Origin of the sequence: Stenotrophomonas sp. NPDC078853 (assembly GCF_044901215.1) — a bacterium.
GTDB lineage: Bacteria > Pseudomonadota > Gammaproteobacteria > Xanthomonadales > Xanthomonadaceae > Stenotrophomonas > Stenotrophomonas lacuserhaii.
Window position 1 is genome coordinate 1 of the sequence record NZ_JBJDOQ010000026.1, and the last position, 17,543, is coordinate 17,543.

Here is a 17,543-nt window from a genome sequence, read left to right on the forward strand (position 1 = left end):
GGGGGACCGTCGTGAGGCAGGAGCCGAACGCGAGCCTACAGGGACGTACTTGCGGCGTGTCCCCTGCAGCCCACCCGCCCGGCCCAGCCAGGAAAACACGGCTTTGCCCCACCACCGCAAAAAACCTATTTCAATTTCCTCACGAATTCTTCCGGCGTCAGCCCCGGCGCGAACAGGAAACCCTGGCCGACATTGACCCCCAACCCCATCAGGTAGCGACGCTGGGCTTCGGATTCGATGCCTTCGGCCACCACGCCCAGCCCCAAGCTGCGGGCAATCCCGCAGATCGCCTCGCACACCGCCATGTCCGAACGGTCACCGGGCACGCCCTCCACGAACAGCTGGCTGAGCTTCAGGCCGTGGATCGGCAGCCGGCGCAGGTAATTCAACGCGCTGTAGCCCTCGCCGAAATCATCGATGGCCAGCATCACGCCCATCTCGCGCAGCCGGGCGAAGGTGCGCAGGGTGTCCGGGGCATCCTCGATCAGCACGCGCTCGGTGAACTCCAGCTCCAGTGCGGTGCCGGGCAGATGGAACTCATCCAGTGCCTGGCGCACCTTCAGTGCCAGGTCGTCGCCGGTGAACTGGCGGTAGGACACATTGACCGCCACCCGCACCAGGCCGAGGCCTTCGTCCTGCCACTGGCGGACCTGGCGGCAGGCCTCGCGCAGCGCCCATTGGCCGATCCGCACGATGTCACCGGTGCTCTCTGCGTGGGCGATGAACAGGTCCGGGCGCATCTCGCCCAGCTGCTCGTTCTGCCAGCGGATCAGCGCCTCGGCGGCGATCACCTCGCCGGTGCGCAGGTTCACCTGAGGCTGGTAGACCAGGCGGAATTCATCGGCTTCCAACGCGCGGTGCAGCCGGCTTTCGATCTGCAGGCGGTCGTGCTGGGCCTGCGCCAGCTCAGGTGAAAATACCTGCCAGCCGTTGCGGCTGCGGCGCTTGCAGTCATACATCGCGGTGTCGGCGTTCTGGATCAGCTGCTGCGGGCGCACGCCGTCGCGCGGCGCGCACGCGATGCCGATGCTGGCGGTGACCACGAACTCGTCGTTGCCGAACACGAACGCAGGTTCGAACGCGGCGGTGATGCGCTCGGCCAGCCGTTCGGGCTGGTCGGGCTGGTCGCGGGTATCGCAGATGACCAGGAACTCATCGCCACCAAAGCGCGCCAGCAGTCCTTCGGTGCCGATCGCATGGGCGATGCGGCGGGTGGCCTCCACCAGCAGTTCATCGCCTGCGCTGTGGCCCAGCAGGTCGTTGACTGTCTTGAAACGGTCCAGGTCGATGTACAGCACCGCGACCTTGCAGTGGGTCGGGTTGGACAGCCGCACCCCCAGGTCGCTGAGCACCGCATCGCGGTTCATGATGCCGGTCAGCGGATCGGTGCGCGCCTGGATGCGCAGGGTTTCCTCGGCCTGCTTGCGTTCGGTGATGTCCTGCACGGTGCCGGCGATGCGTGCGGCGTCCACGTCGCCTTCGGACACCTCGCCGATCATGCGCACCCAGAACGTATGGCCATCGGCGCGCTGGCCGCGCAGTTCCAGGGTGAAGCTGCTGCGCGCCTCTACGCTGGCCGCCAGCGCCTGCTGCAGGGCCAGCCGGTCATCGCTGCGCAGGCACTCCATCAGCTCGGGCATGTCGTCCAGTGGTAGCTCCTGGCCGAGGATCCGGCGTGCTTCGTCGGTCAGGTACAGGCGCGCCAGGCCCCGATCCCACTCCCAGCCGCCGATGTGGGCCAGCGACTGGGCGCGGTCGAACAGCGCGTTGTTGCGCTTGAGTTCGGTGATGTCGCTGAACATCGCGAACACATGGTCGGCGTGGTCGCGCCCGTTGCCGAACACCGGCACGTTGGTGATCGACAACCACAGCATGCGGCCGCGCGGTCGGTGGTACAGCCCGACGATGGTGCTGCGGATGACCCGGCCCGCCTGGAAACAGCGGTTGGCCGGCCATTGGTCATGGCCCAGCAGGTGCCCGTGTTCGTCCACCACGATCCAGTCGTGGGGGTCGAGCAGGGTCTGCAGGCTGGAGCCGGTGCCGGCCGTGCCCAGGATGCGGTGCGCGGCCGGATTGGCCGATACCACGTGCAGTGCGCGGTCGAACAGGATCACGCCCTTGTCGATGGATTCCATCAGCAGGCGATAGCGGGACTCGGCCTGCCAGCGCCCGCTCAGGTCGCGCGCCACCGCCACGATGCACGGTTCGCCCTGCAGTTCGAAGCCGGCCGAATGCACCTCCACCGGAAACCGGCTGCCGTCACCGCGCATGTTGGTGACTTCGATGACATAGGTGTCGCCGCGTTGCAGGGCGGCCCATACCGGTTCCAGGTGGTCGCTGGGCAGGTCCGGGTTCAACAGTTCGATCGGCTGGCCGACGATGGCCTCGCGCGGGCGTCCGTAGGCGCGCACGCCGGCGCGGTTGAGGTCCATCACCACGCCGGCCGAACTGAGGATGCTGACCGGGTCGGGCACTGCGTCGAACAGGGCGGCGTAGCGCTGCTCGGCGTCGTGGCGCTGCTGCATGGCCTCATCCAGGGCCTGCCTGGCCTGCTGCAGCAGCGCGTGCTGTTCGGCGCGGTGCGGCTGGGACAGTGCATGGTCCAATGCGGCCAGTGCGTCGCTCTGCGTGGCGGGATGTCCGCCAGCGGCCAGGTCGTCGCACGGGCCGCGGCGGCTCATGTCGGTGCCATCGCTTTGCCGACGCGGCTGCCGGTGGGCCGGCCCAACAGCGCCGACAGCCAGCGGCCGATCTCGGCCAGCGGCTCCAGCTCCACGCCGGTCTGCAGCCCCATCCCGTGCAGCAGGTACACCGCATCTTCGCTGGCCACGTTGCCGCTGGCGCCCTTCGCATACGGGCAGCCGCCGGCGCCGGAGACCGCGCTGTCCACCACGCGCACCCCGGCCTCCACGCAGCTGGCGATATTGGCCACGGCCTGGCCGTAGGTGTCGTGGAAATGCACGGCCAGCGCCTGCATCGGCACCTCGGCAGCGACTGCCTGCAGCATGGCGCGCGCTTTGCGCGGCGTGCCCACGCCGATGGTGTCGCCGAGCGATATTTCGTAACAGCCCATTCCGTGCAGGGCGCGCGCCACGCGCACTACCTCGCTGACTGCAACCTCTCCCTGGTAGGGGCAGCCGAGCACGGTGGATACGTAGCCGCGCACGCGCACGCCGTCCTGCGCGGCACGCTGCAGGATCGGTTCGAAGCGCGCCAGGGATTCGTCGATGCCGGCATTGGTGTTGGTGCGGTTGAAGGTTTCCGAAGCGGCGGTGAACACCGCTACTTCCTGCACCCCCGCCGCCAAGGCGCGGTCGTATCCCTGCGCATTGGGCACCAGTACCGGATAGGCCACGCCCGCTGCCCGCTGGATGCCGGCGTAGACCTCGGCGGCATCGGCCAACTGCGGTACCCAGCGCGGGCTGACGAAGCTGGTGGCTTCGATGCTGCGCAGGCCGGTGGTCGACAACCGGTCGATCAAGGTGATCTTGTCGGCCGTGCTGACCGGCTGTTTCTCGTTCTGCAGGCCGTCACGCGGGCCTACTTCGACGATGCGGACATGATCAGACATCCCTGCGCTTCCCGTGGGTGGGGTGGGCGGCAGGGCAGGCAAGGGCAGGGCAGCAGGCAACGGTCACGGAACGTCCTGTAGATGAAGTGGCGCACGCAGGGGTGGCCACGAGAGAGATATACGCGGGCCGTCGCAGCAACCGGCCAGCCCGCAGCATGAACGGCTTCACCGGGCGGGGCGCATGCGCGCAGCATCGGCCCGGCCCAGCCGCCGCAGCGTGAAGGCGTCGGGTCAGGTGCGGGCGGCCCACTCCGGCGGACGCTTGTCGAGGAACGCGCCCAGTCCTTCCTGGCCCTCCGCCGATACCCGCAGGTGGGCGATCAGCTCGGCATTGGCCTGGTCGCGCGCATCGGCATCGGCGTTGCCCAGCACGTCACGGACCAGCCTCTTGGCGCTGGCGGTGGCGACCGGTCCGGCCGCCAGCAGCAGGTCCAGCTGCTGCTCGACCGCGGCATCCAACTGGTCGCCCGCCACCACCGCGTGGACCAGTCCGATGCGCAGCGCCGTGGCGGCATCGAAGTGCTCGCCGGTGGCAAACCAGCGTCGCGCCTGGCGCGGACCGATGGCGGCGATGACGTAGGGGGAGATGACCGCCGGCAGCAGGCCCAGCCGGCTTTCGGTCAGCCCGAAGCGTGCGCTGTCGGCGGCAATGGCGATGTCACAGCAGGCCACCAGGCCCACGCCGCCGCCGAATGCCGCTCCGTGGACCCGTGCCAGCGTCGGTTTGGGCAGCTCGTCCAGGGTGCGCATCAACCGGGCGAGCGCCAGCGCATCCTGACGGTTTTCCGATTCGCTGGCCGCCGCCATGCGGCGCATCCAGTGCAGGTCGGCGCCGGCGGAGAACGAGGCACCTTCGCCGGCCAGCACTACCGCGCGCACCGAAGGGTCGCCTCCGGCCTGCGCCAGCTCACCGGTCAGTTGGGCGATCAGGCCGTCGTCGAAGGCATTGTGCAGCGCCGGGCGGTGCAGGCGCAGGGTAAGCAGGGCGCCAGAGCGCTCGACCAGCAGGGAATCCGTCATAAAGTCCGCAAATACTCGATACCTGTACAGATCATAGCGGTCCAAAGGTCATGGGCCATGACGCGGCGCGGCGATGTTACAATTGATAACCATTCTTATCACTGGAAAGTGCGCGAGTGACGCTGTCCGATCTGCCCTTGCAAACCAACGCCGTGGTCGAAACCGTCCATGACACGCACGCCAACGACACCATCGCCCGTCGCCTGAGGGAGCTTGGCTTCGTCAGGGGCGAGTCCGTGCGCCTGGTGGCGCGTGGTCCGGTCGGTGGCGAACCCCTGCTGGTGCAGGTCGGTTTCACCCGCTTTGCGCTGCGCCGCAGTGAAGCCGCTCGCGTCCAGGTCAGCGCTGAACAGGGAGTGCCGGCATGAGCACCGCTGCAACCCTGCCGTTGCGCGTGGCCCTGGTCGGCAATCCGAACAGCGGCAAGACCGCACTGTTCAACCAGCTGACCGGCAGCCGACAGAAGGTCGCCAATTACACCGGCGTCACCGTCGAACGCAAGGAGGGCCGGATGCGCGCGCCATCTGGCCGCGAGTTCGCCATCCTCGATCTGCCGGGCGCCTACAGCCTGCAGCCGGCCAGCCTGGACGAGGCGATCACCCGTGACCTGTGCCGTGGCTTCTACCCCGGCGAGGCGGCACCGGACGTACTGCTGTGCGTGATCGATGCGACCAACCTGCGCCTGCACCTGCGCTTCGCGCTGGAACTGCGTGAGCTGGGCAAGCCGATGGTGGTGGCCCTGAACATGGTCGACGCGGCCGAGCGTCGTGGCATCAAGATCGATGTGCCGGCGCTGGAACGTGCGCTCGGCGTGCCCGTGGTGGAAACCGTGGCGGTGCGCAAACATGGCGCGCAGGCGCTGGTGGAGCGGCTGGATGCGATGGTGCCGCACCTCGGCGCACCGGTGGCGGCGGTGGAAGGCCAGGGCATCGACTACCACGTGCAGGTGCGCGGGATCCTTGATGCCGCCGTCAGCATGCCCACCCGCACCGCGAAGATCGATGACACGCTGGACCGCTGGCTGCTGCATCCGGTGTTCGGCCTGGCCACCCTGGTGGTGGTGATGTTCCTGATCTTCCAGGCGGTGTTCGCCTGGGCGACGCCGATGATGGATGGTATCGAGGCGCTGTTCGGCTGGCTCGGCGAACAGGCCGGCGCGGTGCTGCCCGAAGGCCCGCTGGCCAGCCTGGTCACCGATGGCATCATCGCCGGTCTGGGCGGGGTGGTGGTGTTCCTGCCGCAGATCCTGATCCTGTTCGCCTTCATCCTGGCGCTTGAAGAATCCGGCTACCTGCCGCGTGCGGCGTTCCTGCTGGACCGCATGATGGCGTCGGCCGGGCTGTCCGGGCGTTCGTTCATTCCGCTGCTGTCCAGCTTCGCCTGCGCGGTGCCCGGCATCATGGCCACGCGCAGCATCCAGGATCCGCGCGACCGCCTGGCGACCATCCTGGTGGCCCCGCTGATGACCTGCTCGGCGCGCCTGCCGGTGTATGCGCTGCTGATCGGCGCGTTCATTCCCGATGGCAAGGTCGGCATCTTCAACCAGCAGGGACTGGTGCTGTTCGGCCTGTACGTGGCGGGCATCTTCAGTGCGCTGCTGATGTCCTGGGTGATGAAGAAGTGGCGCCGCGACAAGAGCGAGCACCCGCTGATGCTGGAGCTGCCTTCATACCGCATCCCGCACCCGCGCGACCTGGCGGTGGGCCTGTACGAACGCGGCATGATCTTCCTCAAGCGCGTCGGTGGCATCATCCTGTCGCTGACCATCCTGCTGTGGTTCCTGCTGTCCTTCCCCGGTGCGCCGGCCAATGCGACGATGCCGGCCATCGATTACAGCTACGCCGGCCAGCTCGGCCATGCGATGACGGCGATCTTCGCCCCGCTCGGCTTCAACTGGCAGATCTGCATCGCGCTCATTCCCGGCATGGGCGCCCGCGAGGTGGCGGTGTCTTCGTTGGCGACCATCTACGCGCTGTCGGCGCCGGATGACGACGCAGCGATTTCCGCATTGACCCCGATCGTCAGTGACGGCTGGTCGCTGGCCACCGGCCTGTCGCTGCTGGTGTGGTTCATCTATGCCCCGATGTGCATCTCCACGCTGGCCACGATCAAGCGCGAAACCAATTCGTGGAAGCAGGTGGGTTTTGCGACCGTGTATCTGTTCGCCGCCGCCTACATCGCAGCCCTGGTCACCTATCAGGTGACCGTGGCGCTGGGAGGCGGTTGATGGAGGCCGGCCTGCTGCTGCAGTACCTGATCGTCGCGCTGGCGGTGCTGGCCAGTGCGTGGGTGGTGCTGAAGAAGCAGTTCCCGGGGACGGTACGCAAGGCGCGTGGCGCGTTGGCGCTGGGCCTGCTGCGTTCCGGTCGGCCGGGCTGGCGGCAGTCGCTGGGTCGACGCATCGCACCGCCAGCCAGTGGCGGCGGCGGAGCCTGCGGCGGGTGTAACAGTTGCGGGCCGACGCCGCCGAAGGCGCACTGAGCGCGGTAGCGCCGGGCCCTGCTCGGCGAGCGCAGCGGCAGAGGCATCCACCACAGGCGATGGGCGCATGCCCCCTGTGCAAATGCAGGCCCAGCCGCTAGCCTTCCCGGATGAACCAGACTCCCCTGCGATTGCTCATCCATGGCGCTTCCGGGCGCATGGGCCAGGCCCTGCTGCGGCTGGCCGCCGAACATGCCGATACGATGAAAGTAGTGGGTGCCTACACCGGCCGCGCGCCTGCGCAGCGGGTGGTGGACGGCATCCCGCATTTCGCCGCCAAGGAACTGCACGGCGCTCCGCCGTTCGATGTGGCCATCGACTTCAGCCTGCCCGAAGGCTTCGATGCGATCCTGGCGCTGTGCGTGGAACGCGGCGCGGGCCTGGTCTCCGGCACCACCGGGATCAGCCAGGCGCAGCGCGATGCGCTGGATGCGGCGGCCAAGGCGATACCGCTGGTATGGGCGTCCAATTTCAGCCTGGGCGTGGCGGTGCTGGATGAACTGGTCGAACGCGCCGCGCAGGCGCTGGCTGGATGGGACTGCGACATCGTCGAAGCGCATCACACCCGCAAGCTGGATGCGCCTTCGGGCACCGCGCTGACGCTGGGCGCAGCGGCCGGGCGCGGCGGGGCCACGCCGCAGTACGCCAGCCTGCGGGCCGGCGATATCGTCGGTGAGCACCTCGTTCAGTTCACCGGGCTGGGCGAGCGGATCGAGCTGGTGCACCGGGCCACCAACCGCGATATTTTCGCCCGCGGCGCCTTGTTCGCCGCGCGGCAGCTGGCTGAACGCGCACCAGGGAGCTACCGGGTGCGGGATCTGCTGAACGGCTGAACGGGGTGCGCCGTGGGCTCGGCGCGAAGGGCCCGCTGCGCTCGCCGACCATGGGTCGGCGCTACCTGCAACATGGCGCTGGCGCCGGACGCCGCATGCGTCTACAATTCGCACTCGCCGAAACACGATAGCCGGACCGGTCCTGAACCGTACGTCCGCGCTTTTTTGCAACCGGTTTTTACCGTGAGCGCAGGCGTGACCTTCGGTACCCCATCGGTAGCCAAAGTGAGATTTCCGTGACCCAAGCCGCAATCCTCGTCCTCGAAGACGGCACCGTATTCGAGGGCGAATCCGTAGGCGCGCCCGGCCTGTCTGTCGGTGAAGTGGTGTTCAACACCGCCATGACCGGTTACCAGGAAGTGCTGACTGATCCGTCCTACGCCCGGCAGATGGTCACGCTGACCTACCCGCATATCGGCAACACCGGCATGACCGACCAGGACAACGAAGCGTCCAAGGTGTGGTCGGCCGGCCTGATCGTGCGCGACGTGCCGCGTCGCCCGAGCAGCTGGCGCAGCCAGGTCTCGCTGCAGGACTGGCTGCTGCAGCGTGGCGTGGTCGCCATCTCCGGTATCGATACCCGCAAGCTGACGCGCATTCTGCGCGAGAAGGGCGCCCAGAATGGTGCGCTGATGGCGGGCGAGGGCATCAGCGTGGAGAAGGCACTGGAGGCTGCACGCAGCTTCCCCGGTCTGAAGGGCATGGACCTGGCCAAGGTCGTGTCGACCGAAACCACCTACCAGTGGAACGAAGGCCAGCTCGATCTGGATGCCAACGCGTTCGTCAGCGTGCCGTCGCAGTACAAGGTCGTGGCTTACGACTACGGTGTGAAGACCAACATCCTGCGCATGCTGGCCGAACGCGGCTGCGATGTGACCGTCGTTCCTGCGCAGACCCCTGCGGCCGACGTGCTGGCGCTGAAGCCGGACGGTGTGTTCCTGTCCAACGGCCCGGGTGACCCGGAGCCGTGCGACTACGCAATCAGCGCGATCAAGACCGTGCTGGACGCCAAGGTGCCGACCTTCGGCATCTGCCTGGGCCACCAGCTGCTGGCGCTGGCCTCCGGCGCGAAGACGCTGAAGATGGGCCATGGCCATCACGGTGCCAACCATCCGGTCCAGGACCTGGACAGCGGCCGGGTGATGATCACCTCGCAGAACCACGGGTTCGCGGTGGATGAAGCGACCCTGCCGGCTACCTTGCGGGTGACCCACCGCTCGCTGTTCGATGGCACCAACCAGGGCATCGCGCGCACCGACGTGCCGGCGTTCTCCTTCCAGGGCCACCCCGAGGCTTCGCCGGGACCGACCGACGTCGGCCCGTTGTTCGATCGTTTCGTGACCCTGATGGCCGAGGCCAAGGCCTGATGCGCGTTACCGCACTGCTGGCCGGCCTGTTGTTGGCCGGTACCGCAAGCGCCCAGCCGGCCACGCCGGCCGAGGTGGCGGTGATCATGCACCAGCTCGGCATGCACGGGCTGGGCAAGAGCAGCGCCGAAGTGCTGTTCGGCATCTCCCCGACGCTGAAGGCGTTGGACCAGGGCGGGCGTGATTGTGCGTCCAGCCAGATCGGCAAGCTGCTCGATGCCCACTTCCAGCAGCAGATCGCCGGCAATCTCGGTGAAGACGGGGCGGTGCTGGTCGGCGAATGGAAGCAGTTCATGGCCACGCCTGCCGGTGCCGACATGGGCCGCACTTTCCAGGCCAGCGCGGCGGCCCAGCAGGGCATGGCCAGCGAGGGACCGGAGGTGAGTGAAGCGAACAAGGTGGAGATCGCCCGCTTCATGGCAACCCCTGCCTTCCAGCGCTTCATCGACGGCCTGGGTGCTGACGGCGGGATGCCGGAAAACATAGGCCAGACGATGTCCGCCGCGCTCAAGCGCGAATGTGGCATCGACTTCGACGCGGAACAGATTTCCTGATCGTCAGCGTGCGATCACTCCCCCTTGTCACGCTGTACCGACCTAGAGAAGAAAATGGCAAAGCGCACTGACCTGAAAACCATCCTCATCATCGGTGCTGGCCCGATCGTCATCGGCCAGGCCTGTGAGTTCGACTACTCTGGCGCGCAGGCCTGCAAGGCACTGCGCGACGAGGGGTACCGCGTGGTGCTGGTCAACAGCAATCCGGCCACCATCATGACCGACCCGGAGATGGCCGACGCCGTCTACATCGAGCCGATCAACTGGCAGACGGTCGAGAAGATCATCGCCAAGGAAAAGCCCGACGCCCTGCTGCCGACCATCGGCGGCCAGACCGCGCTGTCCTGCGCGCTGGTAGTGGCCGACAACGGCGTGCTGGAGAAGTACAACGTCGAGCTGATCGGCGCCAAGCGCGAAGCGATCCGCATGGCCGAAGACCGCGAGCTGTTCCGCGTGGCGATGGGCGAGATCGGCCTGGAATGCCCGTCGGCGGCGGTTGCCCACACGCTGGAAGAAGCCCTGGACATCCAGACCCGCGTCGGCTACCCGACCATCATCCGCCCCAGCTTCACCCTGGGCGGCAGTGGCGGCGGCATCGCCTACAACCGCGAAGAGCTGATCGACATCGTCACCCGCGGCCTGGAACTGTCGCCGACCACCGAAGTGCTGGTGGAAGAATCGGTGCTGGGCTGGAAGGAATTCGAGATGGAAGTGGTCCGTGACACCGCGGACAACTGCATCATCGTGTGCTCCATCGAGAACCTGGACCCGATGGGCGTGCATACCGGTGACTCGATCACCGTGGCCCCGGCGCAGACCCTGACCGACAAGGAATACCAGCGCCTGCGCGATGCCTCCATCGCCGTGCTGCGCAAGATCGGCGTGGATACCGGTGGCTCGAACGTGCAGTTCGGCATCAACCCGCACACCGGTCGCGTGGTGGTGATCGAGATGAACCCGCGCGTGTCGCGTTCCTCGGCACTGGCCTCCAAGGCCACCGGCTTCCCGATCGCCAAGGTTGCCGCCAAGCTGGCCGTGGGCTACACCCTGGACGAACTGAAGAACGAGATCACCGGCGGCCTGACCCCGGCCTCGTTCGAGCCGTCGATCGACTACGTCGTCACCAAGATCCCGCGCTTCGCCTTCGAGAAGTTCCCGGCCGCCGATGCACGCCTGACCACCCAGATGAAGTCGGTGGGCGAGGTGATGGCAATGGGCCGCACCTTCCAGGAATCGATGCAGAAGGCCCTGCGTGGCCTGGAAACCGGCAAGGTGGGCTTCGACCCGACCGAGCTGGACCTGGGCAACGAAGACGACATGCAGACCCTGCGCCGCGAGCTGAAGGCCCCGGGCCCGGAGCGCCTGTTCTACGTGGCTGACGGCTTCCGTGCCGGCATGAGCGTGGAAGAAATCCATGCGCTGTCCTTCATCGATCCGTGGTTCCTGGACCAGATCGAAGAGATCATCACCGCCGAAGGCGAAGTCGCCGCCGGTGGCATCGACTCGCTGGACGCGGCCCGCCTGCGCAAGCTCAAGCGTGCTGGTTTCTCTGACGCCCGCCTGGCCCAGCTGACCGGCACCAACGAAGCGGCCGTGCGCGCGCTGCGCCGTGCGCACAAGGTGCGCCCGGTGTACAAGCGCGTGGATTCCTGCGCCGGTGAGTTCGCCACCGGTACCGCCTACCTGTACTCGACCTACGAGGACGAGTGCGAAGCGGCACCGAGCAACCGCGACAAGATCATGATCCTCGGCGGTGGCCCGAACCGCATCGGCCAGGGCATCGAGTTCGACTACTGCTGCGTGCACGCCGCACTGGCGCTGCGCGAAGATGGCTATGAAACCATCATGGTCAACTGCAACCCGGAGACCGTGTCCACCGACTACGACACCTCCGACCGCCTGTACTTCGAGCCGCTGACGCTGGAAGACGTGCTGGAGATCGTCGAACTGGAACAGCCGAAGGGCGTGATCGTGCAGTACGGCGGGCAGACCCCGCTGAAGCTGGCGCGCGCGCTGGAAGCCAATGGCGTGCCGGTGATCGGCACCAGCCCGGACTCCATCGACCTGGCCGAAGACCGCGAGCGCTTCCAGCAGCTGGTGGACAACCTGGGCCTGAAGCAGCCGCCGAACCGCATCGCCCGCAACGACCAGGAAGCGCTGCTGCTGGCACGCGAGATCGGGTACCCGCTGGTGGTGCGCCCGAGCTACGTGCTGGGCGGCCGTGCGATGGAAATCGTCTACGGTGAGTCCGACCTCGCACGCTACGTGCGTGACGCGGTGAAGGTCTCCAACGATTCGCCGGTGCTGCTGGACCGCTTCCTCGACAACGCCGTGGAAGTGGACGTGGACATCATCGCCGACAGCCAGGGCAACGTGCTGATTGGCGGGGTGATGGAACACATCGAGGAAGCCGGCGTGCATTCGGGCGATTCTTCCTGCTCGCTGCCGCCGTATTCGCTGTCCGCCGAAACCCAGGCCGAGCTGCGCCGCCAGGTGGTGGAGCTGGCCAAGGCGCTGAACGTGGTCGGGCTGATGAACACCCAGTTCGCCATCCAGGCCGGTGAGAACGGTGAGGACATCGTCTACCTGCTGGAAGTGAACCCGCGTGCCTCGCGCACCGTGCCGTTCGTGTCCAAGGCAACCGGCATGCCGCTGGCCAAGATCGCCGCGCGCTGCATGGCCGGCAAGACGCTGGCCGAGCAGGGCGCCACCAAGGAAATCGTGCCGGACTACTACTCGGTGAAGGAAGCGATCTTCCCGTTCGCCAAGTTCCAGGGCGTCGATCCGATCCTCGGGCCGGAGATGCGCTCCACCGGTGAAGTGATGGGCGTGGGCCGCAGCTTCAGCGCCGCCTTCGCGCGTGCGCAGGAAGCCGGTGGCATCAAGGCGCCGCCAGTCGGCAAGGCCTTCGTGTCGGTACGTGACCCGGACAAGCAGCGCGTGCTGCCGGTCGCCGAGGCGCTGCTGGCCAAGGGCTACAGCCTGGTCGCCACCCGTGGCACCGCCGCGTGGCTGCAGCAGCACGGCATGGAATGCGAGATCGTCAACAAGGTGGTCGAGGGTCGTCCGCACATCGTGGACCGCATCAAGAACGGTGAGATCGTCTACATCGTCAACACGACCGAAGGCCGCGCGGCGATCAACGACTCGTTCTCCATCCGTCGCGAAGCGCTGCAGCATCGTGTTACCTATTCGACCACCATCGCCGGTGCCAAGGCACTGGTGCATTCGCTTGAATTCCGCGGTACCGGCCCGGTCTGGTCGCTGCAGGAACTGCACAAGGAACTGAACGCATGAGAGCTCCCATCACGATGAAGGGCGCGCAGCGTCTGCGCGAAGAGCTGGAACAGCTGAAGTCGGTCAAGCGCCCGAAGGTGATCGCTGCGATCGCCGAAGCGCGTGAGCACGGCGACCTGAAGGAAAACGCCGAGTACCATGCCGCGCGCGAAGAACAGGGCTTCATCGAAGGCCGCATCAAGCAGCTGGAAGGCGAGCTGTCGCACGCCGAGATCATCGACGTGTCCAAGCTCAATGCCGGTTCCAAGGTGGTGTTCGGCGCGTCGGTGACGCTGGCCGACGTGGAAACCGATGAAGAGAAGAACTACCAGATCGTCGGTGACCTGGAAGCGGACATCAAGCTCGGCCTGATCGCCATTTCCTCGCCGGTGGCGCGGGCGATGATCGGCAAGCTGGAAGGCGACAGCATCACCATCGATGCACCGGCCGGCCAGCGCGAGTACGAGATCGTCAGCGTCAGCTACGCAGGCTGATCGATGGCAACGGCAACGCTGCTGCTGGCTTCACGCAGTCGATTCGCGGTGGCCGCGTTGCCCGATGAAGTGGCACGTGCGCTCGGTCGCGCCGAGCGCAGCGAGCACGCGGCCGGAGAGCGCGCGCAGCTGCAGCGTCACTTCCACGTGCAGGGGGCGTCCGATGCGCTTGATGCCGCCGGCGGCGGCGCGATGCCGGCCGCGGCACTGACCCGGCAGCTGGATGCCGGCGATGCGGCCGGCCACGTCTGGCTGCGCGCCGATCCGGCGCACATGGTGCCGGACATGCACGGTGCGCGGATGATGGGATACGGCGACACGCTGCGCCCGTCACACGAGGATGCCGTCGCCCTGCTGCCGGACCTGCTGCCGGTGTTCGCCGGACACGGCCTGCACCTGGATGCCCCGGTGGCGTCGCGATGGTACCTGCGCGTACCGGACGACATGACCTTGCCCGTGTTCGCCAGCCCGGATGACGTGCTCGGCGATGATCTTTTCAGCCACCTGCCGAGCGGCGCGGAAGGCCGGCACTGGCGTGCGCTGCTTACCGAAACCCAGGTGGTGCTGCATGCACATCCGTGGAACGGACAACGGGTCGCGCAGGGGCTGAGCCCGATCAACTCGCTGTGGTTCTGGGGCGCAGGACGCCTTCCGCACAGCGTGGCGACGCCGCACGCACAGGTGCGCAGCCGGGACGCGCTGCTGCGTGCGTTGGCGACGGCCGCCGGAGTGCAGGTGGATGGCGAGCAATCGGTGGATGCGCTGGTCGATCTGCGTCCGTTGCGCTCGCTGGACCAGTTGGCGAACCAGGCGATCATCCCGCTGCTGCAGGCGCTCCAGCGCGGTGAGCTGCACCGGCTGGTGCTGGATTTCGAGGACGGCGTGCAGTTCGGCTTCCAGCGCTCGCAGCGCTGGCGGTTCTGGAAGAAACCGCGACAGTTGCACGAGGCCTGAAGCAGCCCCGCCGTAGCGGGGTGGCCCTCGGCGGTACAGCATGCGACCGCTGTGGAACGGCTTAGTCCATCCTGCCAAGGTAGGTCGGCAGCTGCCAGTGCCTGTGGCTCGGACCGACGCAGTCGGCGCCGACGAATTCGGCGCTCATCACCAGGCGCGCTCCGTCCCAGGCCCAATGCCGGGTCCTGCCGCAGGTGTCCGTGCCGGTCGCCACGCCTTCCTCCACGAACACCGCGTGAGGAGGGAGCGGAAACAGCGCGGCACCGGAGACCAGGGTGGGGGAGAACGGCGGGCGGTCGCGGACCAGCCACGTCCCTGCTGGAACGATGTAGCGCTCGGTCGCGCAGCTCAACACGGCCAGGACATGGCTGGCATCCACCCGTTCGACGCGAAGTCGGCGCGAAGACGCCTGGATGCAGGCGTCCTTGGCATCGGCCACCGGTTGCAGCAGCTGGCGCAGGTCCGCGCGCTCGGCCAGCAGGCCGTCGTCTTCGCGTGTTTCGACCACCAGCGGCGGTGCTTTCAGCGAAGGGGCCGGCACGGCAGAGGGCACCTTCGATTCCGGCTGCGCGCCTTTGCGTACCAGCGCACCTGGGGTGTGCAGCCGCCCCTGTACCTCGTCCATCTTCAGCAGCAACGGGCCGGCACCGCGCTCGGACAACGGCCACGCCTGGCCCATGCCATCGACCACTTCGACGCGATCACCAGCCGCCAATGCCTCGATCAAGGCCGGCACGTGGCGATCGGGCAACGCCAGATCCTGCCCTTGGGATTCCATCCGACCGATCTCGCCGAGGTCCTTTCCCTTTGCGCGCAGCCGCAGCGTCCCCTGCGGCCCCCCCACCGTGGCAGAGCGCGGCGGCGGCGCATCCTCTGCGCCTTCCGCCATCGCGATGCGTGCGGTGACAGCGGTCTGCGGCCCCGCCGCGCGCTCGATCAGCATGCCGAGCATCAGCGGTGCCAACGGACCGAAAGCCGCTATCCGGCAGGTGCCGGTATTGTCGCAGGCCATGAACGCGTCCTGTTCGAAGAATGCAGCACCGCTGGCCGCGGTCGCGTGTGACATCGATGCGGCGTAAAGGGCAAAGCCGAACAGGGCGGTCGAAACAGGACGGCGCATGCTGAAATCCAATGCGTGGGGCGGGCAAGCATGGCTGATCGCGCTTGCTCCGCCAATCCCGATGGTGCTGCTGCGCGGTATCATGCGCATGTCTTCCGCAACCCGGCGATGCCGATGTCCCTTGCCGCCGATGCTGCGCAGCCAACGTCCGATGTGCCGATGATCCGCCGTCGCGATACGGTGCTGCCTGGCGCCTGGCCCGATGGCACGCTGCCGCTGCTGGCGCGCCTGTATGCCGCACGCGGCGCGCATACGCCCGAACTGGCGCTGCCCAAGCTGGGCAGCCTGCATGCCCCTGAGCTGTTGAGCGGCATCGATGGCGCCGTGAAGCTGCTGGCGACGGCGATCGCCGCGGACAAGCGCATCGTGGTGGTGGGTGATTTTGACTGCGATGGCGCCACGGCCTGTGCGGTCGGCGTGCGTGGCCTGCGCATGCTCGGCGCGCGCCACGTCGCGCATGCGGTGCCCAATCGAATGGTGCACGGCTACGGCCTGTCGCCGGCGCTGGTGGAAGAACTGGCCCTGCTGCAGCCGGATCTTCTGGTCACCGTGGACCACGGCATCGCCTGCCATGCCGGGGTGGCGGCGGCCAAGGCCAAGGGCTGGCAGGTACTGGTCACCGACCACCATCTGCCTGGTCCGCAGCTTCCGCCGGCCGATGTCATCGTTGATCCGAACCTGCATGACGATGCCTTCCCCAGCAAATCGCTGGCCGGCGTCGGCGTGATCTTCTACGTGCTGCTGGCACTGCGCCGGCACCTGCGCGAGGCAGCGGTGTTCGCCGACGGCAAGGGACCGGACCTGGCCACGCTGCTGGACCTGGTCGCGGTAGGTACCGTCGCCGACCTGGTGGCGCTGGATGCCAACAACCGGGCGCTGGTCAGTGCCGGGCTGCGGCGCCTGCGCGCAGGGCAGGGCTGCGTCGGGCTGAACGCCTTGATCGAAGCCAGCGGGCGCGACGCCGCGCGCTTGACGGCCACCGATATCGGGTTCGCGCTGGGACCACGCTTGAATGCCGCCGGCCGCCTGGAGGACATGGCGCTGGGCATCGCGCTGCTGCTGACCGAGGACCCGGCACAGGCGCGCGACATCGCGCAGACGCTGGAGCAGATCAACGCCGAGCGACGCGCCGTGCAGCAGACCATGACCGACGATGCCGAGAAGGCCGTGGCCAGGGTGGTGCTGGACGACGACGGGCAGCGGCCGATCGCCGCAGTGCTGTTCGACGCCGAGTGGCATCCGGGCGTGGTCGGGCTGGTCGCCTCCAGGATGAAAGACCGCCTGCATCGTCCGGTGGTCGCCTTCGCGCCTGCGGAGCCGGGCGGTCACGCGTTGCGCGGTTCTGCGCGGTCGATTCCCGGCCTGCACATCCGTGACGCGCTGGCGCTGGTCGATGCACAGCAGCCGGGCCTGATCGAGCGCTTCGGTGGCCACGCGATGGCCGCCGGCATGAGCCTGCCGCATGCCCACCTGGCATCGTTCCATGCCGCCTTCGCCGCAGCCGTCCAGCAGATGCTGGACCCGGTGATGCTGCAGCAGCAGATACTCAGTGACGGCGAACTCGACAGCGACGAGCTCGACCATCGGCACGCCGACGCGCTGCGGCTTGCCGGCCCGTGGGGACAGGGGTTCCCGGAACCGCTGTTCGATGGACACTTCGAGGTGACCAACTGGCGGGTGTTGAAGGAACGCCACCTCAAGCTGGAACTGCGCCGCCCCGGTGTGGCCGGTCTGATCAATGCGATCCAGTTCGGTGGCTGGACCGGCAACGCGCCGGCCCGCAATGTCCACTTGGCGTATCGGTTGGCCTGCGACGATTACCGCGGCGGCACCGCCATCCAGCTGATCGTCGAACACTGCAGCGCGGCCTGAC

Annotated in this window: 14 protein-coding genes; 10 read left to right on the forward strand and 4 right to left on the reverse strand. The window is 67.5% G+C overall.

The features are described from left to right. Positions 1–125: 125 nt before the first annotated feature. The 3 genes from ACI2JH_RS18710 to ACI2JH_RS18720 form a co-directional block, all read right to left on the reverse strand. Positions 126–2,681, reverse strand: coding sequence for an EAL domain-containing protein (locus ACI2JH_RS18710; RefSeq protein ID WP_319276900.1), 2,556 nt, complete (start codon positions 2,679–2,681; stop codon positions 126–128). Further along, on the reverse strand, positions 2,678–3,571 hold the full coding sequence (locus ACI2JH_RS18715; protein ID WP_101099658.1) for a hydroxymethylglutaryl-CoA lyase: 894 nt from the start codon (positions 3,569–3,571) through the stop codon (positions 2,678–2,680). The genes ACI2JH_RS18710 and ACI2JH_RS18715 overlap by 4 nt, the downstream gene beginning before the upstream one ends. A gap of 231 nt (positions 3,572–3,802) precedes the next feature. Next, complete coding sequence (locus tag ACI2JH_RS18720) at positions 3,803–4,591, reverse strand: enoyl-CoA hydratase/isomerase family protein (RefSeq protein WP_404736914.1); 789 nt, start codon at positions 4,589–4,591, stop codon at positions 3,803–3,805. A 116-nt stretch (positions 4,592–4,707) separates the two neighbouring features. Between ACI2JH_RS18720 and ACI2JH_RS18725 the strand changes: the two genes are divergently transcribed. The 9 genes from ACI2JH_RS18725 to ACI2JH_RS18765 all read left to right on the forward strand — a co-directional run bounded on the left by ACI2JH_RS18725 (position 4,708) and on the right by ACI2JH_RS18765 (position 14,550). Further along, entirely contained in the window at positions 4,708–4,959 is a 252-nt protein-coding gene (locus ACI2JH_RS18725) for a FeoA family protein (RefSeq protein WP_101099660.1), read from the forward strand. Beyond that, a complete protein-coding gene (locus tag ACI2JH_RS18730) occupies positions 4,956–6,818 on the forward strand; it encodes a ferrous iron transporter B (protein ID WP_101099661.1) in 1,863 nt (620 codons plus the stop codon). The genes ACI2JH_RS18725 and ACI2JH_RS18730 overlap by 4 nt, the downstream gene beginning before the upstream one ends. After that, positions 6,818–7,072: a DUF6587 family protein gene (locus ACI2JH_RS18735; RefSeq protein ID WP_404736915.1), complete on the forward strand. Its 255-nt coding sequence runs from the start codon at positions 6,818–6,820 to the stop codon at positions 7,070–7,072. Before ACI2JH_RS18730 ends, ACI2JH_RS18735 begins: the two co-directional genes overlap by 1 nt. A gap of 110 nt (positions 7,073–7,182) precedes the next feature. Further along, complete coding sequence (dapB, locus tag ACI2JH_RS18740; protein WP_182657487.1) at positions 7,183–7,905, forward strand: 4-hydroxy-tetrahydrodipicolinate reductase; 723 nt, start codon at positions 7,183–7,185, stop codon at positions 7,903–7,905. Positions 7,906–8,141: 236 nt separating this feature from the next. Then, positions 8,142–9,272, forward strand: coding sequence for a glutamine-hydrolyzing carbamoyl-phosphate synthase small subunit (carA, locus tag ACI2JH_RS18745; RefSeq protein ID WP_349998961.1), 1,131 nt, complete (start codon positions 8,142–8,144; stop codon positions 9,270–9,272). Next, on the forward strand, positions 9,272–9,826 hold the full coding sequence (locus ACI2JH_RS18750; protein WP_319276890.1) for a hypothetical protein: 555 nt from the start codon (positions 9,272–9,274) through the stop codon (positions 9,824–9,826). The genes carA and ACI2JH_RS18750 overlap by 1 nt, the downstream gene beginning before the upstream one ends. 54 nt (positions 9,827–9,880) lie before the next feature. Beyond that, positions 9,881–13,123, forward strand: a complete 3,243-nt coding sequence (carB, locus tag ACI2JH_RS18755; RefSeq protein ID WP_404736916.1) for a carbamoyl-phosphate synthase large subunit — start codon at positions 9,881–9,883, stop codon at positions 13,121–13,123. Positions 13,124–13,131: 8 nt separating this feature from the next. After that, positions 13,132–13,596 carry a transcription elongation factor GreA gene (gene greA, locus ACI2JH_RS18760; RefSeq protein WP_182657515.1) on the forward strand — a complete coding sequence of 155 codons (465 nt, stop codon included), beginning with the start codon at positions 13,132–13,134 and terminating at the stop codon, positions 13,594–13,596. Between the two features lie 3 nt (positions 13,597–13,599). Then, positions 13,600–14,550: a phosphoglycerate mutase gene (locus ACI2JH_RS18765; protein ID WP_404736917.1), complete on the forward strand. Its 951-nt coding sequence runs from the start codon at positions 13,600–13,602 to the stop codon at positions 14,548–14,550. A 61-nt stretch (positions 14,551–14,611) separates the two neighbouring features. Here the strand turns inward: ACI2JH_RS18765 and ACI2JH_RS18770 are convergent, their stop codons facing one another. Next, positions 14,612–15,670: a DUF1176 domain-containing protein gene (locus ACI2JH_RS18770; protein WP_404736918.1), complete on the reverse strand. Its 1,059-nt coding sequence runs from the start codon at positions 15,668–15,670 to the stop codon at positions 14,612–14,614. A gap of 114 nt (positions 15,671–15,784) precedes the next feature. On the opposite strand from ACI2JH_RS18770, the gene recJ reads away from it, so the two are divergent. Continuing rightward, a complete protein-coding gene (gene recJ / locus ACI2JH_RS18775; RefSeq protein ID WP_404736919.1) occupies positions 15,785–17,542 on the forward strand; it encodes a single-stranded-DNA-specific exonuclease RecJ in 1,758 nt (585 codons plus the stop codon). The last annotated feature ends 1 nt before the right edge of the window (position 17,543 follow it).